Source organism: Pseudomonas rosaeacicularis, from assembly GCF_057128745.1.
Genome location: NZ_JBSKHT010000006.1, coordinates 219,970 through 242,825, shown reverse-complemented (window position 1 = coordinate 242,825; position 22,856 = coordinate 219,970). Strand labels below are relative to the sequence as shown.

Sequence of the window (22,856 nt, the reverse complement as noted above, 5' to 3'; positions counted from 1 at the left end):
ATAAACGCGCAACTCTGCCCATCACTGTTTGCCAATCCCAAACAATCGCACAATGCCGGAGGCTGGACGTGGACCGTTTCGATGCGATGCAGGCCTTTGCCCGGGTGGTTGAAACCGGCAGTTTTACCAAGGCCGCCGACACACTGCACATGAGCAAGACCACCGTCACGCAACTGGTGCAGCAACTGGAGGCGCGGCTGCGGGTCAAGCTGCTTAACCGCACCACGCGCAAGGTCAACATTACTGCCGATGGCGCTGCGTACTATGAGCGCGTGGTAAAGCTGCTAGCGGACATGGACGACGCCGAGACCAGTCTGTCCAGCGCTGCAGCCTTGCCCCGAGGCCGCTTGCGAGTGGATGTGCCCAGCCCGTTCGCCACTCTGGTGCTAATGCCGGCGCTGCCTGATTTCCACGCGCGATACCCGGACATCCAGATCGACATGGGCGCCAGTGATCGGGTGGTGGACATGATCCGCGAGAACGTGGATTGCGTGGTGCGCGGCGGCGAGTTGACCGATCAGTCTCTGATGGCTCGGCGTATTGGCGACCTGCAACTAGGCGTTTATGCCGCGCCGGCTTATCTGGAACGCCTCGGCACGCCGGCCCATCCTCAGGATCTGGAAAACTCCCATCACCGCATCGTCGGCTACCTCTGGGCGCGCACCGGCAAGGCGCTGCCCTACGCCATGCGCCGCGATGGCGAGAGCCTGAAAGTGCACGGGCGTTACGTGCTGTCGGTGGACGATGGCAACGCCTACATGGCAGCGGGTTTGGCCGGAATGGGGGTTTTATGGTTGCCCGAATACATGGCCAAAGCTTGCGTCACGCGCGGCGATTTGGTGCCGCTGTTCGAGGACTGGCGTCTGGAATCAATGCCGATGTTCGTCGCGTTTCCGCCCAACCGGCACATCAGCATCAAGCTGCGGGTGTTTATCGATTGGGTCATCGAGTTGATGGCGCAGCATGCCCCGTTTAGGCCGGCCATTTGATTCTGTCCGGAGGGTAGCCAAGAAGATGTCTGGTGCGCGGCTGTTTTTGTAGGAGCTGACGAGCCCGTGCGAGGCTGCGATGCGGTACACCTGACACACCGCAATCGCAGCCTCGCGCGGCTCGTCAGCTCCTACCGGTCCGTTACACGTTTCGCAATTAATGCACCGCCCAGCTCAACGCCAATCGTCGAGCACCCAGGCATTCTTGTGATCGTAGCCGGCGCCGCCGCGGTGCATGGAAATGCCCAGAATCTCAGTGCGAAATCCTTCGTTGACCAACCATTGATAAGCGCCCTGACGCGCTGTGTTAACGCCGACTGTCAGGGTAGTCTGGCCCGCTTGCTGTGCAGCGGCATCGCAGGCAGCGATCAGTTTTTCAAACAGGTCTGGCGCCTGCGGGCCCGGCGCAACGGCGGCGAATTTGACGTAGAAAACCCCGGCCCCCGCTTCACTGTGTGGGCCGAAATGACAGACGGCGAAAGCCTGCGGCTGAGCGGCTTCATCCAGCAAAATCAGGGTCGTGCCCAGATTCTGTTGCTGCACGGCGTCCATCTCGCCACTCACATCGAGTCCCGACAAGATGCTGTCAGTGATGGCGATGCATGCCGCTTTCTGCCCCTTCGAATCGCTACCGGGCTGGCCGTAATGCACCACGCTATGAACTTGGTGCCAGAGCTTTACCGGGCGCTGCAGGATGGCGATCAACGCGGCGGGCCAGAATCCGAATCTCTGATACAAACCGACATGTTTCGGGCTGTCGGGAAAGGTCATCAAGCCTGCGTGAGTGACGGCCCAATCATCGAGCTGTTCGACCGCAGTCGTCATCAACCCCTTGGCGATCCCCCGATCCCAATAATCAGGATGTACGGCGACCGGGCCGACGATTGCACTGCTGCCCCATCGTGAAACGCACAGCACGCCGACCATGCGATCGTCGATCAAGGCCTTGAACCAGCGACTGTGAGGGGAGTTCCAGCGGTTATGCACGTAGTCGCGATCGTTCCAGAACTCACCGGGTTCCACGGCGCCGATGTAAGTCGCGAAAGCAAGCCTGACCAGCTCGGAGGCCTGACTCAAATCCCCTTTGTTCAGCGGCACCACGCGGGGCGTTTCGGCATGTTTTGACGGTGTGGGCATGGCACGTTCTCGGCGGTGGGGCGCAATGGCCTGGCAATCACTTGCGCACATTCTGATACAGCATCAGCCTCGAAGTTTCATGCGTGCCGCGCGTCAACTCCACCGGGCGTTTGAACGCTGTGGGGTTCTGCCCGGCGACCTCATCCGGCGTCGTCTGCGTGGCCTTATGGTTAAGCCAGTGTGTGCAGCGCTTTGAACGGGACTGTTTGCGACAAGCGGTGAGCGGATTAATCAGCGATTGCCCGTATCACGCCCCACATCAGCAATCCCCAGATCAATACGAACAATCCTGCCATGACCCAGCGCCCCTTGAGGCTCACCCGTTGGCCCGCCATGGCCTGGGCCTGTGGACGGCAGCGCGAAAGGAGGGCGTCAGGTATCAGCCTCATAGCCAGCGCAATACCCAGCGGCAACAGGATCACATCATCCAGATAGCCCAGCACCGGAATGAAATCCGGGATCAGGTCGATGGGGCTGATCGCGTACGCTACGGTGATCAGCGCGACGACCTTGGGCAGCCAGGGCATGTCCGGTTCGCGGCAGCACAGCCATAGCAAGATCAGATTGGCTTTTAGGCGTTTGGCCCAGGCTTTGAGACGTTGAATCATCGGTTGTCGCTCTTGCGGTCAGGGTGGGAGGGAGCTTGCTCGCGATGAGGCCGGCCCCTTCGACGCATTTGTTCTGGTGCCTTGAATCTGATCGTTCTCGCATCTGCCCTAGGCGAACAATCACGACTTATGTCGCGCTGCCGTCTCGCTTCTGCCGAAGGCGTAGGAGCTTCCGGAGGTTCTTGATCGTCCCCACGCTTCGCGTGGGAATGCCGTGAATGACGCTCCGCGTCAAAGGGACGCGGAGCGTCCGGCTCACCGTTACCACGCAGAGCGTGGGAACGATCATTTATGTCGCGCCGCCGTTGCGCTTCTGCCCGGAGGGTGTAGGAGTCCGGCTTGCCGACGATGGGGCGCGCAGCGGTCCTGAACCTGTCACCCCCGATTTCAGCTGAAACACCGCGTGCACCGGTTTTACTGCCGGTCTCCGGCAGATCGCGAGCAAGCTGCGCTCCTACGCCCTGCGGGCAGAATCATTCTGCGGCGTTTCCACACTCTGCGGCAGACGCATCTGATCGTCCCCACGCTCAGCGTGGGAATGCAGTGAATGACGCTCCGCGTCAAAGGGACGCGGAGCGTCCGGCTCACCGTTACCACGCAGAACGTGGGAACGGTCAAACGATCACGAACTACCGCCAAAACAAACCTGCGCGTGAAATACGAACGGCACGTCGGGCAGGGTGGTGAATTCGTTTATCAACCGTCGGTATTGGGCATCCGGGTCCAGATCGGCGAAAGCATCAGGCCAGAACAGTTTCGCCAGCCATTGCGCGCCGACGATGTTGAACACGCTGTTGTAGAACTGGTGATTGAGCCCCTGCACGCAGCTTTCCGGCGACTGGGCAATCGCCGAAAACCCTGACCGAGCCATCAACCGCTGCATCTCGCCATTGACCTGCGCGACGCTGGCGCCATAGCCAAACGGGATAGCCCCGACGCCATTGCGCAGGCGCTGGGTGCCGGTCATCAGGTAAATATCGGGCTTGCTCAGGATCAGGGTTTCCAGCGCCACGTCGGCGCGATTCGCTGCGCAAATAACGTGAGCCCAGATTGATTGCACCAAGGTTTTCACTCAGCAATCCCCAGCCGCTATGGCCTTGGGTATGACAGCAACCGCCTGCGCCGGCCTGACCGGCACGCGCCTCGACGAACACCTTAGGCGCCTTCAGCCCTGCGGTGCGTTGTTTGAGCTGCGCCAGTTGCGCCCGGTACACCTGCAGATAAGCCTGAGCCTGCGGCCCGCGATCCAACACCTGCCCCAACAGCTCCAGACTGCGCGGCACATTGACCAGCGGATCCAGCTCGTTATCGACGTAAACCAGCGCAATGCCCAAGCGCTGCAACACGCTGTCCAGCACCGTATTCTCTATCGCAGCGCGAGCACCAAGCCGCGCGACAATCAGATCAGGTCGGGTGCGCAACAGGCTTTCAATGTCCAGTTGCCCGCTCTGCGGGAAGTCGATCTCGCGGATGCGTTTCGCCTCAGGCCAGCGTTGGCTGACGACGGTCCACAGCCCAGGATCCGAACTTGCCAGGTTGTTGTCCCAGGCGACGATGCGGGCCAACGGTTGTTCACGCTCCAGCAGCGCAATCGACAGCAGATCATTGCTGTCCTGCAACACAATGCGTTGCGGCGCGTGGCGCAGGGTCACGCTGCGCCCAGCCAGATCGATGACGGTCATTGGATAATCCGCGGCCTGCAACGACGTACAGAATAGCCACAACAGGCACAGCAGCCGGATCATGAAACAGACCCGTCAACATGGATCTGCACCCGGCCAAGGCTGCAACGCTCGACCCGCGCCTGCACCCGATAAACCTGCTCCAACATCGTCGGCGTCAGCGTCTGTTCCGGCGTGCCTGCGGCGTGCAGTCGGCCGCGCTCAAGCACCATGATCCGGTCCGCCCAGCGCGCCGCCAGCCCCAGATCGTGCAGCACCACCACCACAATGCGGCCCTGATCGGCGAGCTGCCGGACCATACTCATCACGTCATTCTGATAGCGCAGATCCAGAGCGCTGGTGGGTTCGTCGAGCAACAGCAAGCGCGGCTGACGAATCACCGCTTGAGCCAGGCTGACCATCTGCCGTTGCCCACCGGACAAGCTGTCCAGCGGCTGAAGCGCCAGGTGCTGAACGCCCAATTGCTCCAGCACGCCGAACGCACGCTCTTGCTGCTGTCGAGCACTGCCTTGTGCGCTCAACGGGTCGCCGCCGCGCAAGGCGCCGAGCAGGGTTTCCAGCACGCTCAACGCAATGCCTTCGGGAAGTGTCTGCGGCATGAAGCCCAGCACCGCCGCACGCTCGCGCCGGTTACAACGCAGCAGATCCAGCTCGCCCAAACGCAGATCGCCGGTCGCCGGTAACAGCCCGGCCAAGGTGCGCAGCAGGGTGGATTTGCCTGCGCCATTAGGACCCACCAGCGCCACCACCTGACCCGGCGCGATGTCCGGCAGATCGATGCCGTGCAGCACGGTCTTGCGCTTGTAGCCAACGGTCAACTGACGCACATGCAGCAGACTCATGCCCGGCCTCGCTTGAGGATCAGGCTCATGAACAACGGCACGCCGACCACCGCTGTGACGATGCCTATAGGCAGGACCACACCGGGGATCAGCTGTTTGCTGACGATGGCCGACAGCGACATGATCAGCGCGCCCATCAAGGCACTGACCGGCAGAAAGAAACGGTGGTCTTCGCCGATCAGCATGCGTGCGATGTGCGGGCCGACCAGCCCGATGAAACCGATGGTGCCAACAAACGCCACGGCAGTGGCCGCCAACAGGCTGATGCGCAGCAGCGCGCCAAGACGCAGCCGCGCCACATCAATGCCCAAGGTGGCGGCACGCTCGTCACCCAGACGCAGGGTGGTCATCTGCCACGCCGCACGCAGGCTGAACGGCAGCACTACGAAAAATATGATGGCCAGGGTTTGCACTGCCGGCCAACTGGCGCGGCTCAGACTGCCCATGCTCCAGAACACCAATTGCTGCAGGGCGTCGGCCGAGGCCAGATACTGCAAAAGTGCGACCATCGCGTTGAAACTGAACACCAGCGCTATGCCGAACAGCACCAGCGACTGCACCCCTCCGGTCATGCTCGCCACCGCCTGCAACAGCAGCACCGAGGCGAACGCAAAGACGAAAGCGTTGGCGGTGATCAACCAACTGGCGGGCACGCCGGGAATGCCGAGATCGAGCACAATGGCGAGCGCCGCACCCAGCGATGCCGCCGACGACACGCCCAGGGTAAACGGGCTGGCCAAGGGGTTGTTGAGGATGGTCTGCATCTCGGCGCCGGCCAGTGACAATGCCGCGCCCACCAGCACCGCCATCAGCGCGAAGGGCAGGCGCAATTCACGCACGATCACCTGTGTATCGGGATCGACACTGGTCGGGCTGAAAATCGCCTTGAGCACATCGCTTGCAGCAAACGACGTGCTGCCCAGCGTGATGTCGGCCAGTAGACAGACCAGCAAGGTCACTACCAGCAGGGCGCAGATCAGCAGGCGCTTACGCAGGATTTTGGCGTAAGCGATGTGCAGCGTTTCGGCGTTGAGGGTGGGTGGTGACTGGCTCAAAACTTCATGCTCAGCGTCGCGACCACTTCGGCGGGATCACCGGCGTAGTTGCCGTCGGTACTGGCCACGGTTTCGATGTATTTGCGATCGGTCAGGTTGCGGCCGTTGAGCGACACGCGGGTCTTGTCGTTGATGTCATAGAACACGCTGGCGTCGATCCGCGCATAGCCGCTGACGTCATAAGTGTTGTCGATATCGCCCTTGCGCTCGCCGACTGCGATCACTCCGGCGCCGAAACCCAGCCCGCGCAACGGACCTTCCTGCAACTGATAACTGGACCATAGCGAGCCGCTCATGATCGGTACGCCTTCGAGCCGGTTGCCGGTCTCAATCACCGTATCCTTGGTGACTTCGGCATTCAGCGCGCTGACGTTACCGATGATTTCCCAGCCTTCGAGTGGCGTACCCGTGACGTCCAGTTCAATACCGCGCACGCGCTGCTCCCCGGTCTGCACCGAGTAATTGTCGTCGGTCGGATCGGGCGCTGCGACGTTCTTGCGGGTGATCTGGAACACCGACAGGGTGGCGCTGAGTTTGTCGGGAATCACATCGAACTTGGCACCGACTTCGTACTGGTCGCCTTCCTCCGGGTCCAGCGTGCTGCCGTTGCTCTGGATGTCGCTCTGCGGGGCAAATGAAGTGCTGTAACTGGCGTAAAGCGCCAGCCAATTGGTCGGCTGATACACCAGTCCGATCCGCGGGGAGACCTTGCTCGGGTCGACGTCAGTGCGCGTCACTTCATAGTCGGCGTTGGTGGTCACGTTCTTTTGCCGGGTGTCGTCGTAACGCGCGCCGAGGATCAACTTCCATTGCTCGCTCAGGTCGATCTGGTCCTGAAGATAGAAGCTGTAGGCTTCCAGGTCGTAGGCAGCCTTTTCGTTGAATGCGAAGGGGCCGGGCGTGGCGCCGTAGACCGGATTGAAGATATCGATGGACGCCAACGACGCGCGATCACTGGTCACCCGGCGTTTGCCGTCGATGTATTCAAAGCCGGCGAGGGCGGTGTGGTTCAGGCCGCCAGTGGCGAAACGGGCAATCGCTTCGAACTGCATGTCCAGGGTCTTGATGCGCTCGTCGCCATCGGTTGCCCGGCGGGACAAGGTGCGGCCGTCGCTGCCGATTCCACGCAGATCGACCACATAGCGGTCTTTGTGCGACTGATCCCAGCGCGTCATCTGGCGCAGGGTCAGCCAGTCGTTGACGTCGTGTTCGGCGCGGTACCACACGGAGAACTTATCGGCCTTGTCCCGCGACCAGGGCTCGCCCAGATAGCGATCGGCGTTCATGTTGATCTTGCCGTTTTGCGGCAGCAGACCACGATCGAATGGGCTGGTCTGGTTGATGTATTCCATGCCGCCATCGACCCGCGTCGAATCGCTCGGCTCCCAGCGCAACGTCGGGGCGATGTAGGTGCGATTGCTGTCGCGGAAGGTGTCGCGAAAACCGCGATCAGTTTGCGTGGCCACGGTCATGCGACCGGCCAGGGTTTTTGCTTCGTCCAGCGGGCCGCTGGCATTGGCTTCCAGTCGGTAAAAGTCATAGGAACCGGTTTGCGCCTTGACCTGTGCCTCGGGCGTGAAACTCGGCTGGCGGGTAACCAGATTGATCAGGCCACCGGGGTTGCCACGCCCGTACAGCACCGATGCCGGGCCTTTGAGCACTTCGACGCGCTCGACGTTGGCCAGGTCGCGCAGCGCTTCGGGGCGCGATACCAGCGGGTTGATCAGCATCCCGTCCACTGCGTAAGTGTTGGCCTTGAAGCCTCGAATCACGAAGCTCTCGGATGAGCCGCCGTGGGTGTTGCCGCGCTGAACGCTGCTGACGTTGGTCAGTGCATCGCCCAGGTTGTTGACCTGTTGGTCTTCCAGCACTTGACGCGAAACGACTTGAATCGACTGCGGGATGTCGCGCAGGGCGGTGTCGGTTTTGCTGCCGGCGGCGCTGCGGGTGGCGCGATAGCCTTGCACCGGACCGTCGGCGTGTTCAATGAATTCGCTGGAGGTAATCACCGAAGGCGCCAGGTTCAACGAACCGCTGGCGGGCTGGGCAAACAGCAGCAGCGTGCGCTCGGCGGTCAGCGACCAGCCCAGTCCGGAATTGCTCAGCAGCTGCGCCAAAGCATCCTGTTCACTTAATTCACCCGCAATCGCCGGGGCCATCTTGCCCTGCGCCAAGGCGGCGTCGAAGCTCAGTTGCAGGCCATTCTGCCGGGCGAACTGGGCCAGGGCGGATGCCAAAGGCTGGGCGGCGATGGCGTAATGCGCGGTAGGTCGTTGCACCGAAGAATCGGCCGCCCAACTACTGCTCATCGGCAACATGCACAGCAGGGCCAGCGAGGGCAGTGAATGGAAGCGTGGCATGGATGCGATCCTTCATACGACTGAATTGCGTTTGAGAGAAATTCTCAAACCGACTATGAAAGACGTAGTGCTCGGGGATTTTTTCCACCCAAAGGCGAAAATAATTCAGAAATTACCTAATGCATGCACCCAAGGGGTCATTTGCCGGCTCTGTACGGCCAGCGATTGCGCCAGCGCCGTGAGCGCGCGATCAGGGTTTTGCAGGTCGAAGACGCCGGTGATGCGTCGCTGTTTCAAGGCCGGATCAGTGATGATGATCCAGCCCGGTGTGTAGCGCTGCAGGTGCGCAACGATGTCGGCCACGCTCTGGTTTTCGACGAATAACGAACCGCTGCGCCAGGACGCCACTTGCGAGGGGTCGAGCTGCGAGCGCTCGACGGCACCCGATCGCCAACTGAACTTCAGGCGTTGCCCCGGCATCAAGCGCTCGCTCAGCGGCGGCTGGGCATTCTCGGCTTGCACTTGGCCGTGCTCAAGCGCCACTTCGGCGGAGTCGGCGTGCAGTTCCAGGTCAAACGCGGTGCCCAATACCCTCACCGATAACTCGCCAGCTTTCGCGATAAACGGATGCTGCTGATCGGGCGCCACCTGAAAGTAGGCCTGACCTTGCATCAACTCCACCTGACGCGCATCGCCGCTCACCAGACGCAGCGCGCTTTGCGGGCTCATAGTGATCGTGGAGCCGTCGGCCAGTTGCACGGCGCGGGTTTCGCCGACCCCGGTGTGGTAATCGGAACGCAACGCCAGTGTCGCTTGCGGCGCGATGATCACCGCAACCGCGGCGAGCCCTGCCGCCATCGCCATACTGAGCCATCGCCGACGGCGCATGGGTCTTGATGTCGCAATCGGCAACGGCGGCGGGGCAGGGTGAGCAACTCGGGGTGGGGTGATTTCACCCAGCGCGCCCCATAGTTTTTCCATGGTCTGCCACGCCGCGCGATGCTGGGCGCTGGCGTGCAACCACCGCTCGAATTCAGCACGCGCGTGAGGGTCTTCCTGAAGACGCAACTGCCAGTCGGCGGCTTGCTCCAGCGGGTCGTCTTCAGGGTTCACGGGAAGGATTCCGCTTGTTGTCATCGCTGTCGTCCGGCTCATCGACTTCTCGCGCCAGCTTGACAAGCGCATCGCGCAGCAGGCGGTGTGCGGTGGTCAATGACACGTCCAGCTGGCGGGCGATTTCGGCCAGCGTGCAACCACCGAAACGGTGCAATTCCAACGCACGACGGCTGGCTTCGGGCAGGGCTTGCAGGGCATTGGAAACGCGGTCGAGGGTCATGCTGTGCTGGCACATGTCTGCCGGGTCGCTGCCATGGGTGGGCAATAACCACACCGGCGGCGCGGCCTCGTGGGTCTGTTCGCGCAGGCGGTTGCGTTTGAGGTCCAGCGCCAGGTTGCGCACGATGCGGTACAGATAGGCGACAGGCTGATCGATGGCCGGAGCGCTCGACGCCTGATTGGGGATGAAACGAATCCAGGCTTCCTGCACCACGTCCTCGGCCTGGGTGTGGTCGCCGGTGATTTTCGCCGCATAACTGACCAGCTCGCGGCGCACGCCGAGAAACAGGTGCAGATGTGCGGTGGGTTCGGTCATGGCAAAGGGACTCGGGCGTTGTGCCCGGTCGAACATCGATTCGGGATTGCCCGCAGTTTAGGCCTGAACGATAAACGTTTTCAATTGCGTTGTGAGGGAAGCTCAGGTCGGTGCAATGCTCCCGCCTAGCTGCGTTGTTTTTCTAGTGCTGAGCGTTGTTGCGAAGGGCGGCCCACGCGAACGCAGCGGAGCCAATGAGAACCGCCACGCCAAAGGCAAACGGACTCCACCAGCCCATGGCATCAAACATCAGTCCGCCAAGGCCGGCGCCCATGGTTATTGCCATCTGGATGGTCGCCACCATCAGCCCGCCGCCCGCCTCAGCATCATCGGGTAGGGTTTTGCTCAGCCACAGACCCCAGGCAACCGGTGCTGGAGTTGCGACCAGGCCCCAAGCGGCGAGCAGAAAACCGGTGGCCAGGCTCGAACTGCCCATCGCGATAAGGATCGCGGCGACGACGGCCATCGATAACGGAATACCGATCAGGTAGGCATACAGGCGTTGTTGCAGCAGCGACCCGATGAAGTAAGTGCCGACGACTCCGAAAACGCCGAGCAGCAGCAACATCAGAGACAATGTGTTGACGCTTACATGCGTGACTGTTTCAAGGAACGGGCGCAGATAGGTGAAGACAGCAAATTGCCCCATGAACAACAGCATGATTGCCAGCATTCCAAGTGCTACCTGAGGATGACCAAGGAGCCGGAAGGGGTTGCTGGAGCGCGTGCCGGGTTCACTGCGCATCGCCGGGATGCTTGCCCACTGCCAGGCAAATGCCAGGACCGCTAACGGCACTACCAGGAAGAACGATCCCCTCCATCCAATGTACTGGCCCAGAAAGCTACCCAACGGGGCCGCAATGGTCGCGGCTAATGCGTTCCCACCGTTGATGAGTGCCAATCCCTTCGCGACAGAATCTTTAGGGACGAGCTTCATGACCGTGGCAGTCGACATCGACCAGAACCCGCCGATGGATATACCCAAAAACGCCCGACCCGTCATAAACATCGGCCCGTTGTGCGCGAAGGTGACTACCAGACCTGACACCGTCAATAGCAAGCTGAAGCCGAGCAGGACTTTCTTGCGATCCAACCCTCCCGTCAGCGGTGTGTTCAGAAGGCTGGTCAGTACTGCGAAAAATCCCGAAATCGAGATGGCCTGGCCTGCCTGGCCCTGGCTGATACCCAGATCCTGAGCGATAGGTGTCAGCAGGCTGACCGGCATGAACTCCGATGCGATCAGAACAACGACGCATAGCGCCATTGAAAATACGGCTCCCCATGCAGGGGGATGCCCGGTGGCTGTTGCTCGCCCAAGCGTAGCGTCAAATGTGCTCATATCACTGCGTACCTAGTGGCTCTGCACCTGCCTGGGCAACGTTATTACCCTCGGCAAATGGCGCTAACAGATGGATTTCGAAGTTGAGTGACAGCTTACAGCGCAAACATTACCCTGATTAGCCACCATAATTTCCATGCGGTAATGAGAAAATCTCAGCAATGAACACCCAAAAAGTTAACGATCTCCAAGCCTTCCTGGCGGTAGCCCGTGACCAAAGTTTTACCAAGGCTGCTGCAAAGCTCGGTGTTACGCCTTCGGCCCTGAGTCATACGATCAGGGGCCTGGAAGCTCGCCTGGGCGTGCGATTGCTCGCGCGAACGACCAGGAATGTTGCGCCAACCCAGGCGGGCGAAAAGCTGATGGGCTCGATAGGGCCGCTGTTCGACCAGATCACCGCTGCAGTGGAGACGCTCGGTGAGTTGCGTGATAAGCCAGCCGGGAGGATTCGCGTGACCTGCTCGGACGATGCAGCCGAAAGCATCCTCAGGCCGATGCTCACTGGATTTCTTGCGCAGTACCCTGATGTCACGGTGGAAATCAGCATCGACTATGGCTTCACAAACATAGTGGCCGACCGATTTGATGCGGGCATACGCTTGGGCGAATCAATCAGCAAGGACATGATTGCGGTCCGAGTCAGCCCGGATTGGCGTCTGGTCGTAGTGGGGTCGCCTGCTTACTTCGCGCGTCATCGAGCGCCTGTTACCCCCCAGGATCTAACGCAGCATAACTGCATCAATATTCGTCACTCGATGGATGGCGGGTGCTATGCGTGGGAGTTCGAGAAAGGCAATCGCAAGCTCAATATTCGAGTGACGGGTCAACTCACGGCCAACAGCATGATTCATGTAGTCAATGGAGCGCTCGATGGCATCGGACTGGCCTATGTTCCTGATTTCATCGCCAAACCTTATCTCGCTGATGGGCGGCTGGTTGAAGCGATGCCGCAGTGGTGCCCCTTCTTTCAGGGCTTTCATCTCTATTACCCGAACCGGCGACAGGCGTCATCGGCCTTCACCGCATTCGTGGAGGCGGTAAGGTATCGCGGCTGAGCCTATCGAGTTTGACGTTTGCTGTGGACCTACACCCGGCGTAGGTCAAAAGATCACGAGGAGCGACCCACTTCACTGCCCATTTTTCAGGTGAACCCAAGGCAGCTCTGCCGACCGCTAACAATGTGCATTCAATGTTAAAAAATGATAACTCGCCGCTGAATCTCCCTGTTCAGGTCCTGGCGCGAGGTTCGGCTTAGGTTGTCGTGTTAATCCTTGTTAAATAAATTGACCTTTCTGTGAAAATCGCTCTAAGGTGGTATCACTCGGTAACAACAAATCCAATAACATTGCTTGTCATCCGGTGGTCGTTACCGTCTTACGTTTTCACCGAGGACGATCCATGAATTTCGAATTACTGTTTGCAGACCAGTCTCAGCCCGTTCGATACGCATTGACCGGCGCCAAGGGTGGGTTTTCCCGCACGTTGCTTGCGCAAACCCTGAGAATGCCGCGCATCAGCGCAGCAGCGTTGTGTGACCTGGATGTGCCGGGCCTGCGCGCGCTGTGCCTGGAGCTGGGTTTCGCCGCAGAGCGCTTGGTCGAATGCACCGACGCCGCCGCGGTTGCCGCAGCGCCTGCTGACGCCATCGTGCTGGTAGCCGATGTCGAACTGTTGGCCGCTGCCACCTATGACATCCTCGTCGAAGCCACCGGTAACCCGGCCATAGGCTATCGCACCGCCAAACGTGATATCGAAGCCGGCCGCCATGTCGCCATGGTCAGCAAGGAAGTCGATGCGGTGTCCGGCATCAGCCTGTCTCGTCTCGCCGCCAAACATGGCGTGGTCTACACCACCGCCGACGGCGACCAGCCAGCCAACCTGATCGGTTGGGTCAGCTGGGCGCGGGTCTTGGGCCTGGACATCGTGGCGGCCGGTAAATCGAGCGAATACGATCTGGTGTTCGATCCGAAAACCGGCGCCATCACCCAGCTTGATCAAACCATTTCTGCACCGGCCATGGGCGAGTTGTTGTCCCTGGGCGACGACATCCCCGCGACCCTGGCGGCCCGCCGTGCAGCCCTCAATGGCCTGAAGACTTCGGCCACCGCGGACTACTGCGAAATGTCGGTGGTGGCGACCAACACCGGCTTGATCCCCGACGTCGAACTGCTGCATTACCCAATCGCCCGCACCAGCGAATTGGCCGATATCTATGCCCTGCGCGAAGACGGCGGCGTCCTCAGCCAGACCGGCGTGATCGAGGTCTTCAACGTCCTGCGTCTGCCGGATGAAGCCAGTTTTGCCGGTGGCGTGTTCGTCATCGTGCGCACCCACGACCAGGAAACCTGGCAACTGCTGGCGCAAAAAGGTCATGTGGTCAGCCGCAATGGTCGCTATGCGTGCATGTACCTGCCGTATCACTTTATGGGTGTGGAAACGCCGATCACGCTGCTTAATGCGGTCCTGCACAAGCGCGCTTCTGGCACTGACAAACCAACCCAATGCACCGTGCTGTCGGGCCGTGCAACGGTGGATATCGCTGCTGGCACGGTGTTGAAAATGGGTGGGCATCACCACGACGTCACCGGCGTACAGGCTGTTCTGCTGGCCGCCAAGGACGCCGACGAAGATGTCGCGCCGTTGTATCTGGCAGCCCATGCCACTGCTGCACGGGACATCAAAGCCGGTGCGTTGCTGCGGATTTCCGATCTGAGCGGCTACAGCGCGGACCTGCATCGGGCATGGCTTGCGGGTCGTAAGAGCGCCTGAAACAAGGCGCCCGCTCAGCGGGCGCCCCTGAAGGCGCAGTGCCTCAACTTATTGGCGTAAAACAGGCTCAATACAACAATGAATAGCGAACTGTTTACCTTCTCGATGGCGGCGGGCGCCATCGTTGTGCTCATCGTCCTGATCACCAAACTCAAGCTCAACCCCTTTCTTGCGCTCACGCTCACCGCCTTGGGTCTGGGCGTGCTCAGCGGCGTCAGCTCGGCGGATACCGTCGACAGCTTCGCCAAGGGATTCGGCGGCGCGCTGGCCAAGACCGGTCCGGTGATCGGTCTGGGCACGTTGCTCGGCGGGATTCTGCTGGGCTCGGGCGGGGCAGACCGCATCGCCAACGCCTTCATCGGCAAGCGCCCGGTTCAGTACGCGCCTTGGGCGATCTGCGCGGCCGCCTTGCTGATTGGCATGCCGCACCTGTTCGACGTCAGCTTCATCATGCTGGCGCCGCTGGTGTACACGGTCGCCAAACGCACCAACAGTCACTTGCTCTACATCGGTTTACCGTTGGCGGCGGGTTTGTATGTGTCCCACGGTTTGCTGCCGCCACACCCTGCGCCAACACTGGCGGTCGCTGCGTTTCATGCCAATACCGGGCTGACGATTTTCTACGGTTTGCTGATTGCCATTCCGGTGGCAGTTATTTGCGGTCCGGTGTTCACCAAAGTGATTAGCCCCTGGTTTGGTCCGGCGCCGGATCTGACCGCAGGCCCGGTCGGTGCGCGGGAAGTGGTTGAAGGTCAGCCGCAAGCGTCGCTGGCCGCTTCAATCATCGCTGTACTGCTGCCGCCCGGCCTGATGCTGATTGGCACGCTGGGCATCGCGTTCTCCGTCAAAGGCACGGCGATGTACGGCTTCTTCAATGCGCTGAACAATCCGATCCTGTCGTTGCTGGCCGCTGTGATTTTTGCCTTCTTCGCTCTCGGCCTGCGCTCGGGCTTTAACCTGGGTCAGGTGCAAAAAATGGCTGGGCAGGGCTTGGCGCCACTGGGTGCGATCGTGATGATTTTGGGGGCGGGCGGTGGCTTCAAGGAAATGCTCACCACCACCCACGTGGACGTGCTGATCACTCATCACGCGTCTGGCTGGGCGATCAATCCGTTGATTCTCAGCTGGGGCATCGCGGCGTTGCTGCGCATTTGCCTGGGATCGGCCACCGTGGCGACTGTGGCCGCAACCGGCATCGTGGCACCTCTGGCGCTGGCGCATCCGGGCCTTTCCCCTGAGCTGTTGGTGCTGGCCACCGCGTCCGGCGCGGTGATGTTGTCCCACGTCAATGACTCGGGCTTCTGGCTGTTCAAGGAGTACTTCCAGCTCACCGTGGCGCAGACCTTCCGCACCTGGACGCTGATGCTGAGCCTGCAATCGTTGCTGGGGCTGATTGGAGTGTTGTTGATTGAGGCGGTTATCCGCTGAGTCGCAAGGTCGGCAAGTGATTGGCAGGGCAAGGGTGTGCATGAAAACCCAGGCCCGACAGGGTATCGTGCGCAGCTGGCTGGGCTTTGGTAGATTCTGCCAACCCATTGCCAGCTGCGAACAAGCAGTTCCCTGTCGTGCTTTGAACCCGGAAACATCATGGCCAAAACTCCTGCAAAGCCCTCCGTCGCGGCGGCTTCACCCCAGCCGAAAAAAGCCTCCAGCCTCACCCTGATTGACGTCGCCAAAGTGGCGGGCGTGTCGCCCATGACCGTTTCCAGGGCGTTGCATCGTCCCGAACTGGTCAGCGAAGACACCCGTGACAAGGTGCGCGAAGCGGTACGCACCACCGGTTATGTGTCGAACATGCTGGCGGGCGGATTGGCGAGCAACAAGAGCCGGCTGGTCGCGATCTTTCTGCCGACTATTGCCAACTCGATCTTTGCCGACACGGTGCAGGCGTTGATGGATCGCTTGACCGAAGCGGGCTACCAGACGTTGCTCGGGCTGACCGGCTATTCGGCCGAGCAGGAAGAAAAGCTGCTGGAAGCGGTGCTGGGTCGGCGCCCGGACGGCATCGTCCTGACCGGCACGCTGCACACCGAGTCCAGTCGCTTGCGTCTTGCCCAATCGGGTATTCCGGTGGTGGAAGCCTGGGACCTCAGCGAGCAGCCGCTGGACATGCTGGTGGGGTTTTCCCATGAGCGCGTCGGCGAGGAAACCGCCCGGCATTTGCTGGACAAAGGCTACAAGCGCTTCTCGGTGGTGACCATCGGCGACCCCCGTGGTCTGCGTCGTTGCAACAGCCTGATCGCCGAATTGAAGCAGCAGGGCATCAAAAAAGTCCCCATGGAAGTGATGACGCCACCGGCCACCCTTGAGGTCGGCAGGGAAGGGCTGCGCCGTTTGCTCGATCAAAAGCATCGCCCTGATGTAGTGGTTTGCAGTTCTGACACCATCGCTCAGGGCGTGTTGGCGGAAGCAGCGAGTCGCGGGCTACAAGTCCCGGCGGATCTGGCGGTCATGGGCTTTGGTGATTTGAGCAGCGCCTCCCAGGTCTATCCGGCGCTGTCCACCGTTCGGGTTGACGGCAAGAACATCGGCCAGCAAGTGGCGCAAGCGCTCCTGGACCGCTTCAACTACCCGCAGGGCAGTCATGACCCTGTGCGTATTGACACCGGTTTCACGCTGATCGATCGCGAAAGCACTTAACTCTCCGTTGTTGAAAATATGACGAACGCGCCGTTGAATGATTGCGCAATCAGTGTAAGATCGGCCCCAGGTGATCTGCTCAGCCAGCGGCGCACTTTTTTTTGATGTGGATATGATTGCGCAATCATTTACTTGCGCCAAGTCTCTGTTCAGGACCAGCAACGCAACGCACAACATCGCGACAAACACACAATAAGGACAATAAAAGTGAACGACACCACGCCATCGATAGCGAAGACCAACGTCCGCTATCTCATCCTCGCGATGATTTTTATCGTCACCGTTTTCAATTACGTCGACCGGGCAACGCTGTCGATTGCGGCGCCCAGCATGCGTGCCGATCTGGGTTTCGACGCCATTACCATGGGTATCGCGTTCTCGGCATTCGGCTGGGCTTACACCAGCATGCAAATCCCCGGCGGCATCGTGCTCGACCGTTACGGTTCGCGGCTGGTGCTGGGCATGAGCCTGATCATCTGGTCGGCGCTGACCTTTCTCCAGGGTTACGTTGACCTGTTCAGCTCCGCATTCCTCGCGTTGTTCGTCCTGCGTTTTCTGATGGGCGTGGCTGAATCCCCGGCATTCCCGGCCAACAACCGCCTGACGGTGATGTGGTTCCCGCGCCATGAACGTGGCCTGGCGACAGCGATTTTCCAGTCGGCCCAATATTTTGCGCTGGCCGCGTTCACCCCCTTGATGGTGCTGCTGCTCAACAGTTTCGGCTGGCAGCATGTGTTCTTCTGGACTGGCGGGGCAGGGATATTGATTGGCCTGTTGTGGTTCAAGATGGTCCATGAGCCACGCAAGGACAAACGCGCCAACCAGGCAGAAATCGACTACATCGAGGCCGGCGGTGGCCTGCCCAACATGGGCGACGTGAAAACCCCTTTCAGTTGGAAACGTGTTCGCGCCATTGGCGGCAACCGCATGATGCTGGGCATTTACCTGGGGCAATTCTGCCTGACATCGATTACTTGGTTCTTCCTCACCTGGTTCCCGACTTACCTGATTGAAGCCAAGGGCATGACCATGCTCAAAGTGGGGCTGGTGGCGGCGATCCCGCCGATTGCCGGCTGCCTGGGCGGCATGATCGGCGGCGTCTGGTCGGACTGGATGCTCAAAAGAGGCTTCAGCCTGACGGCAGCGCGCAAAACCCCAATCATCTGCGGCCTGCTGCTCTCAAGCTCCATCGTCGTCGCCAACTACACCCAGTCGATCACGTTGGTGATCGCCGTGATGTCGCTGGCGTTCTTCGCCAAGGGCGTGGGCAATCTGGGCTGGTGCATCGTCGGTGACGTCTCGCCCAAACGTGCCATGGGCATCAGCGGCGCGATGTTCAATTTCTGCGGGAACATCGCCAGCATCGTCACCCCGATCGCCATCGGCGTTCTGGTCAATCAACTCGGCTCGTTTGACTCAGCCTTGATCTACGTCGCTGCCATGGGCTTGCTCGGCGCCTTCGCTTACCTGTTTATCGTCGGGCCACTCAAACGCCTGGAAATCGACGACGCCGACGAGTTGCCTGTCCCGGCAGTTCGCGCTGGCGCTTCTGACGGCCAAGTACCTGGCCGCGCGCTGTAAATACAATTTCTGTGTTCCAAGGAGAACCTCATGCTCGCACAACAACAAAACCTCAAATCCTCCGATGACGACCGTATTGCCTGGGTTCGGGTGTCGTCTGTTTTCCTGCCGCTGGCCAACCCGATCAGCGACGCCAAAGTGCTGACCGGCCGGCAAAAACCGATGACCGAAATCGCCATCCTGTTCGCCGAAATCGAAACGGTCGATGGCCATCGCGGGCTCGGCTTCAGTTATTCCAAACGGGCAGGTGGCCCTGGCCAATTCGCCCACGCCAAGGAAATCGCACCGGCCTTGATCGGTGAGAACCCCAGCGACATTTCCAAACTGTGGACCAAGTTGTGCTGGGCCGGAGCGTCCGTTGGCCGCAGCGGTATGTCCACCCAGGCCATTGGCGCATTCGACGTGGCGTTGTGGGACCTCAAGGCCAAGCGCGCCAACCTGTCGTTGGCCCGCCTGCTGGGCGCCGAGCGTGATTCGGTGCGTTGCTACAACACCTCCGGCGGTTTCCTGCACACGCCGCTGGACCAGCTGATGAAGAACACCGACCTGTCCCGGGAAAAAGGCATCGGCGGTATCAAGCTCAAGGTCGGCCAACCGGACTGCGCCATTGATATCCACCGCGTCAGCACTGTGCGCAAACACCTGGGCGACAACTTCCCGCTGATGGTCGATGCCAACCAGCAATGGGACCGCCCAACCGCGCAGCGCATGTGTCGGCGCTTTGAAGAATTCAACCTGATCTGGATCGAAGAGCCACTGGACTGCTACGACGCTGAAGGCCACGCAGCCCTCGCGCAGCAATTCGATACGCCGATTGCCACCGGCGAAATGCTCACCAGCGTGTCCGAGCACGCCGAATTCATTCGCTTGCGCGGCGCCGATTTCCTGATGCCCGATGCCCCGCGAGTGGGCGGCATCACGCCGTATTTGAAGGTGGCGGCGATGGCCGAACAGGCCGGTGTGATGCTCGCGCCGCACTTCGCCATGGAACTGCATGTTCACCTGGCGGCGGCGTACCCGACCGAGCCGTGGGTGGAGCATTTCGAGTGGCTGGAGCCGCTGTTCAACGAGCGTCTGGAAACCCGCGACGGCCGCATGTTGGTACCGAAGCGTCCGGGCCTGGGCTTGTCGATGAGTGAGCAGGTCAAAGCCTGGACCGCGCAAGAGGCCGAAGTCGGCACTCGCCCGTAATTGTTTTGGCCGTGCAGCACGCAGGTGCTGTGCGGTCGTTTTTTAACGCCGTGTGAAACCTGTCGGACCGCTTTTTTACATGAAAAAGCGTGCGCACCCTCGCGCCCGTTTTTTGACCCGAACGATAAAAAATACAAGAAGAGGACTTTCATGTGGACCACTCCAACGTTGCAGATTCCGCTCCCTCCGCCGTTGCCACCGCAGCGCGGAGCAAGGTGCGTTACTACATTCTGGCGATGCTGTTTATCGTCACCGCCATCAACGTCGGCGACCGGGCGACGCTGTCGATAACCGGCACCGCACTCACGCAGGTGCTGGGGATCAACTCGATCACCCTGGGCTATATTTTCTCGGCGTTTGCCTGGGCCTATGTCTTGGGCCAGTTGCCGGGTGGGTGGTTGCTTGACAAGTTCGGCTCGGCGCGGGTGTACGGGGTTTCGTTGTTTCTGTGGTCAACGATCACGGTAGCGCAAGGCATGATCGGCTTTCTGTCGGTGCCCATCGCGGTGACGACTTTGTTCGTGCTGCGCTTTCTGCTGGGGCTGATCGAGGCGCCGGTGTACCCGGCCAACAACCGCATCGTTGCAGCGTGGTTCCCGTTGCAGGAGCGCGGCCTGGCGACGGTCATCTACAACTCGTCGATGTATTTGTCGGTGGTGATGCTGGCACCGTTGATGGGCTTCATCGCCCACACCTATGGCTGGGAGCACGTGTATTGGTTCATGGGTGGCCTCGGGATTGTGGTCAGTTTCATCTGGTTCAAACTGGTCAAGGGCCCAACGGATCACCCGATGGTCAACGCCGCCGAGCTTGAGCATATCCGCAGCGGCGGCGCTGAAGTGGACATGGACAAACCCAAGGCGGCAGGTGCTTTCAAGCCACGTTTTGCTGACCTGAAAGTACTGCTGCGCAGCCCCATGATGTGGTCGATTTATCTGGGCAAATACTGCGACACCTCGCTGCAGTACTTCTTCCTGACGTGGTTCCCGATTTACCTGGTCAAGGGCCGGGGTTTGAACATCATGGAGGCCGGTGCGATTGCTGCAATTCCGGGCATTTGCGGACTGCTGGGGGCTTTGTTCGGCGGGGCGGTCTGCGACTTTTTGCTACGCCGGGGATTCTCGCTGACAGTCGCGCGCAAGATCCCGCTGGTGTGCGGCATGAGCATGGGCGCCACCTTGGTGCTGTGCAATTTCACCGATTCGGTGTGGGTGGTGACGTTGTTGATGTCGTTGGCTATCTTCGGCAAAGGCATCGTTGCGGTGGACTGGACGCTGGTGTCGGACACCGCGCCCAAGCAGATCACTGGCATGGCTGGCGGCTTGTTCAATATGTTCGGCAACATCTCCGGGATCATCACCCCGGTCATCATCGGTTACATCGTGCAGACCACCGGATCGTTCGAGGGCGCGCTGTATGTGGTGGCGGGGCATGCGTTGCTGGGCGCATTGGCGTTTCTGAGCATGGGCACGTTGCGCAAGCTTGAGCTGACTCGAGCGGTTTGACTGACGGACCGATGTTTCTGTAGGAGCCAACTTGTTGGCGAGAAGGCTGGCGCGGTGCGTCAGGCAAATTGTCTCGCGAACAAGTTCGCTCCTACAGGTTCGTCGTTGTTGCGCAGGGCGCTGCCGGGTATCAGGGATTTCGGCGTTTCCACTCATTGACCACATCGCCCATGACCTTGGGCGATCCGTCCTTGATCCAGGCCATGAACTCCCGATCAAACCGGAACGTGACGCCGCATTGCTCAAGCATGAAACGGCGCACGTTCTGGGTGTTTTTGTAGTGGGGATCGACGGGGGTGGCGGCGGTGATGGGGTTGCTGTGCCAATCGAACGTCATGCTGTCCTCTTTCGCAATCATCGGGTCGTTAATGGGGAGGCAGTGTAGATGCTCACCGCCCAAACGCATGCGCAGGATAAACACAAAACGAGGTAGGAGCTGACGAGCCCGAGCGAGGCTGAGAAGCGGTGTGTCTGACACACCGTATCGGTCGGGCGCGACCCCGGAGCCTCGCCCGGGCTCGTCAATGTCTACTCCATTAATTGAGGTGCGCTTTGAGCTCCCCAGCCGCCTGACGCATCGCCGCTTTTACTTCCGGAATCTGGCTCAGCGGGTTCAGCAGACCGTAGTCATGCACCATGCCGTTGTAGCGCACGGCAGTCACATCGACCCCAGCCGCATCCAGTTTGCGAGCATAGGCCTCGCCCTCATCGCGCAACACGTCCAGGCCTGCGGTTTGAACCAGCGCCGGTGGCAGGCCTTTGAGCTGCTCAAGCGTTGCACGCAACGGGGAAGCATGAATCTCGGCACGCTGCGCCGCGTCGGTGGTGTAGCTGTCCCAGAACCAGGTCATCATGTTTTTGGTGAGGAAATGCCCCTCGGCATATTGCTGGTACGAACCGGTGTCGAAGTTGGCGTCAGTCACCGGCCACAGCAACAGCTGGAAGCGCAGTTTCGGGGTGTTCTGCTCCTTGGCCATCAGCGCCACAACAGCTGCCATGTTACCGCCCACACTGTTGCCCGCCACCGCCAGACGCTGGCCATCGACGTTGATGTCTCTGCCGTGTTCAGCCACCCACTTCGTGGCGGCATAGGCCTGGTTGATCGCGGTCGGGTAGTGCGCTTCCGGCGACGGTGTGTAATCCACATAAACCGCCACGGCCCCCGAACCCACCACCAAGTCATGAATCAAGCGAGCGTGCGTCGGGTAATCGCCGAGCACCCAGCCGCCACCGTGGAAGAACATGAATACTGGCAACTGACCTTTGACGTTGGCCGGTCTCACGATGGTCAGTTTGATGTTCTGACCGTCAGCGCTGATGGTCTTCTGACTGACCTGGGTGCCGGACAAATCCACTTTCACCGAGTTCTGGGCGCCGGTCAGCACGGCGCGTGCATCTTTCGGGCTCAACTGCTCAAGAGGCTTGCCGCCGCCAGCGGCCAACGCATTGAGAAACCCTTGAGTCTGGTGTTCCGGTACCGCGTTTTCAGCTGCGAACGCAGTGCTGATGGACAAGGCAAGCAGGGTAGCGGTCAGGGCTTTTTTGACGTTGTTCATGGTGGCTCACT

At 60.4% G+C, this 22,856-nt stretch carries 19 protein-coding genes; 8 read left to right on the top strand and 11 right to left on the bottom strand.

Annotation, left to right across the window (positions count from 1 at the left end):
• The first annotated feature begins 68 nt into the window (after positions 1-68).
• On the top strand, positions 69-989 hold the full coding sequence (locus tag ACWKWM_RS10180; protein WP_483846022.1) for a LysR family transcriptional regulator: 921 nt from the start codon (positions 69-71) through the stop codon (positions 987-989).
• A 174-nt stretch (positions 990-1,163) separates the two neighbouring features.
• Here ACWKWM_RS10180 and ACWKWM_RS10175 read toward each other — a convergent pair whose 3' ends face one another.
• The 9 genes from ACWKWM_RS10175 to ACWKWM_RS10135 all read right to left on the bottom strand — a co-directional run bounded on the left by ACWKWM_RS10175 (position 1,164) and on the right by ACWKWM_RS10135 (position 11,603).
• Positions 1,164-2,126, bottom strand: coding sequence for a GNAT family N-acetyltransferase (locus ACWKWM_RS10175; protein ID WP_483846021.1), 963 nt, complete (start codon positions 2,124-2,126; stop codon positions 1,164-1,166).
• Between the two features lie 227 nt (positions 2,127-2,353).
• Complete coding sequence (locus tag ACWKWM_RS10170; protein WP_483846020.1) at positions 2,354-2,734, bottom strand: YkvA family protein; 381 nt, start codon at positions 2,732-2,734, stop codon at positions 2,354-2,356.
• 740 nt (positions 2,735-3,474) lie between these two features.
• Entirely contained in the window at positions 3,475-4,416 is a 942-nt protein-coding gene (locus ACWKWM_RS10165) for an ABC transporter substrate-binding protein (protein WP_483846019.1), read from the bottom strand.
• A gap of 59 nt (positions 4,417-4,475) precedes the next feature.
• Positions 4,476-5,258, bottom strand: a complete 783-nt coding sequence (locus ACWKWM_RS10160; protein WP_483846018.1) for an ABC transporter ATP-binding protein — start codon at positions 5,256-5,258, stop codon at positions 4,476-4,478.
• Positions 5,255-6,313, bottom strand: a complete 1,059-nt coding sequence (locus ACWKWM_RS10155) for a FecCD family ABC transporter permease (RefSeq protein ID WP_483846017.1) — start codon at positions 6,311-6,313, stop codon at positions 5,255-5,257. Before ACWKWM_RS10155 ends, ACWKWM_RS10160 begins: the two co-directional genes overlap by 4 nt.
• Positions 6,310-8,673, bottom strand: coding sequence for a TonB-dependent siderophore receptor (locus ACWKWM_RS10150; protein WP_483846016.1), 2,364 nt, complete (start codon positions 8,671-8,673; stop codon positions 6,310-6,312). Before ACWKWM_RS10150 ends, ACWKWM_RS10155 begins: the two co-directional genes overlap by 4 nt.
• A gap of 105 nt (positions 8,674-8,778) precedes the next feature.
• Positions 8,779-9,726, bottom strand: a complete 948-nt coding sequence (locus tag ACWKWM_RS10145; protein ID WP_483846015.1) for a FecR family protein — start codon at positions 9,724-9,726, stop codon at positions 8,779-8,781.
• A complete protein-coding gene (locus ACWKWM_RS10140) occupies positions 9,716-10,264 on the bottom strand; it encodes an RNA polymerase sigma factor (RefSeq protein ID WP_483846014.1) in 549 nt (182 codons plus the stop codon). Before ACWKWM_RS10140 ends, ACWKWM_RS10145 begins: the two co-directional genes overlap by 11 nt.
• Before the next feature lie 142 nt (positions 10,265-10,406).
• Positions 10,407-11,603, bottom strand: coding sequence for an MFS transporter (locus ACWKWM_RS10135; RefSeq protein ID WP_483846013.1), 1,197 nt, complete (start codon positions 11,601-11,603; stop codon positions 10,407-10,409).
• 161 nt (positions 11,604-11,764) lie between these two features.
• Here ACWKWM_RS10135 and ACWKWM_RS10130 point away from each other — a divergent pair, with 161 nt between their 5' ends.
• From ACWKWM_RS10130 to ACWKWM_RS10100, 7 genes are all read left to right on the top strand, one after another.
• The gene (locus ACWKWM_RS10130) at positions 11,765-12,658 is read left to right on the top strand and encodes a LysR family transcriptional regulator (protein ID WP_483846012.1); all 894 of its coding nucleotides are present in this window, start codon (positions 11,765-11,767) and stop codon (positions 12,656-12,658) included.
• A gap of 343 nt (positions 12,659-13,001) precedes the next feature.
• Positions 13,002-14,372 (top strand): hypothetical protein, encoded by a 1,371-nt coding sequence (locus tag ACWKWM_RS10125; protein ID WP_483846011.1) that lies wholly within the window; start codon positions 13,002-13,004, stop codon positions 14,370-14,372.
• Between the two features lie 78 nt (positions 14,373-14,450).
• Positions 14,451-15,800 carry a GntT/GntP/DsdX family permease gene (locus ACWKWM_RS10120; protein ID WP_483835438.1) on the top strand — a complete coding sequence of 450 codons (1,350 nt, stop codon included), beginning with the start codon at positions 14,451-14,453 and terminating at the stop codon, positions 15,798-15,800.
• A gap of 159 nt (positions 15,801-15,959) precedes the next feature.
• On the top strand, positions 15,960-17,012 hold the full coding sequence (locus tag ACWKWM_RS10115) for a LacI family DNA-binding transcriptional regulator (protein ID WP_483846010.1): 1,053 nt from the start codon (positions 15,960-15,962) through the stop codon (positions 17,010-17,012).
• A 264-nt stretch (positions 17,013-17,276) separates the two neighbouring features.
• Positions 17,277-18,593 (top strand): MFS transporter, encoded by a 1,317-nt coding sequence (locus ACWKWM_RS10110; protein WP_483846065.1) that lies wholly within the window; start codon positions 17,277-17,279, stop codon positions 18,591-18,593.
• A 30-nt stretch (positions 18,594-18,623) separates the two neighbouring features.
• Complete coding sequence (locus ACWKWM_RS10105) at positions 18,624-19,784, top strand: L-talarate/galactarate dehydratase (RefSeq protein ID WP_483846009.1); 1,161 nt, start codon at positions 18,624-18,626, stop codon at positions 19,782-19,784.
• Between the two features lie 236 nt (positions 19,785-20,020).
• Entirely contained in the window at positions 20,021-21,289 is a 1,269-nt protein-coding gene (locus tag ACWKWM_RS10100; protein WP_483846064.1) for an MFS transporter, read from the top strand.
• 130 nt (positions 21,290-21,419) lie between these two features.
• Here ACWKWM_RS10100 and ACWKWM_RS10095 read toward each other — a convergent pair whose 3' ends face one another.
• Positions 21,420-21,626 carry a DUF6434 domain-containing protein gene (locus ACWKWM_RS10095; RefSeq protein WP_483846008.1) on the bottom strand — a complete coding sequence of 69 codons (207 nt, stop codon included), beginning with the start codon at positions 21,624-21,626 and terminating at the stop codon, positions 21,420-21,422.
• A 199-nt stretch (positions 21,627-21,825) separates the two neighbouring features.
• Positions 21,826-22,845, bottom strand: a complete 1,020-nt coding sequence (locus ACWKWM_RS10090; RefSeq protein ID WP_483846007.1) for an alpha/beta hydrolase — start codon at positions 22,843-22,845, stop codon at positions 21,826-21,828.
• Positions 22,846-22,856 lie beyond the last annotated feature (11 nt).

What these genes read in the sequence shown, in the direction of transcription:
- ACWKWM_RS10175 (WP_483846021.1), bottom strand. Translation starts at nt 2,126, where the DNA reads ATGCCCACACCGTCAAAACATGCCGAAACGCCCCGCGTGGTGCCGCTG.
- ACWKWM_RS10170 (WP_483846020.1), bottom strand. Translation starts at nt 2,734, where the DNA reads ATGATTCAACGTCTCAAAGCCTGGGCCAAACGCCTAAAAGCCAATCTG.
- ACWKWM_RS10165 (WP_483846019.1), bottom strand. Translation starts at nt 4,416, where the DNA reads ATGACCGTCATCGATCTGGCTGGGCGCAGCGTGACCCTGCGCCACGCG.
- ACWKWM_RS10160 (WP_483846018.1), bottom strand. Translation starts at nt 5,258, where the DNA reads ATGAGTCTGCTGCATGTGCGTCAGTTGACCGTTGGCTACAAGCGCAAG.
- ACWKWM_RS10150 (WP_483846016.1), bottom strand. Translation starts at nt 8,673, where the DNA reads ATGCCACGCTTCCATTCACTGCCCTCGCTGGCCCTGCTGTGCATGTTG.
- ACWKWM_RS10140 (WP_483846014.1), bottom strand. Translation starts at nt 10,264, where the DNA reads ATGACCGAACCCACCGCACATCTGCACCTGTTTCTCGGCGTGCGCCGC.
- ACWKWM_RS10135 (WP_483846013.1), bottom strand. Translation starts at nt 11,603, where the DNA reads ATGAGCACATTTGACGCTACGCTTGGGCGAGCAACAGCCACCGGGCAT.
- ACWKWM_RS10130 (WP_483846012.1), top strand. Translation starts at nt 11,765, where the DNA reads ATGAACACCCAAAAAGTTAACGATCTCCAAGCCTTCCTGGCGGTAGCC.
- ACWKWM_RS10125 (WP_483846011.1), top strand. Translation starts at nt 13,002, where the DNA reads ATGAATTTCGAATTACTGTTTGCAGACCAGTCTCAGCCCGTTCGATAC.
- ACWKWM_RS10120 (WP_483835438.1), top strand. Translation starts at nt 14,451, where the DNA reads ATGAATAGCGAACTGTTTACCTTCTCGATGGCGGCGGGCGCCATCGTT.
- ACWKWM_RS10115 (WP_483846010.1), top strand. Translation starts at nt 15,960, where the DNA reads ATGGCCAAAACTCCTGCAAAGCCCTCCGTCGCGGCGGCTTCACCCCAG.
- ACWKWM_RS10110 (WP_483846065.1), top strand. Translation starts at nt 17,277, where the DNA reads ATGATTTTTATCGTCACCGTTTTCAATTACGTCGACCGGGCAACGCTG.
- ACWKWM_RS10105 (WP_483846009.1), top strand. Translation starts at nt 18,624, where the DNA reads ATGCTCGCACAACAACAAAACCTCAAATCCTCCGATGACGACCGTATT.
- ACWKWM_RS10100 (WP_483846064.1), top strand. Translation starts at nt 20,021, where the DNA reads ATGCTGTTTATCGTCACCGCCATCAACGTCGGCGACCGGGCGACGCTG.
- ACWKWM_RS10095 (WP_483846008.1), bottom strand. Translation starts at nt 21,626, where the DNA reads ATGACGTTCGATTGGCACAGCAACCCCATCACCGCCGCCACCCCCGTC.
- ACWKWM_RS10090 (WP_483846007.1), bottom strand. Translation starts at nt 22,845, where the DNA reads ATGAACAACGTCAAAAAAGCCCTGACCGCTACCCTGCTTGCCTTGTCC.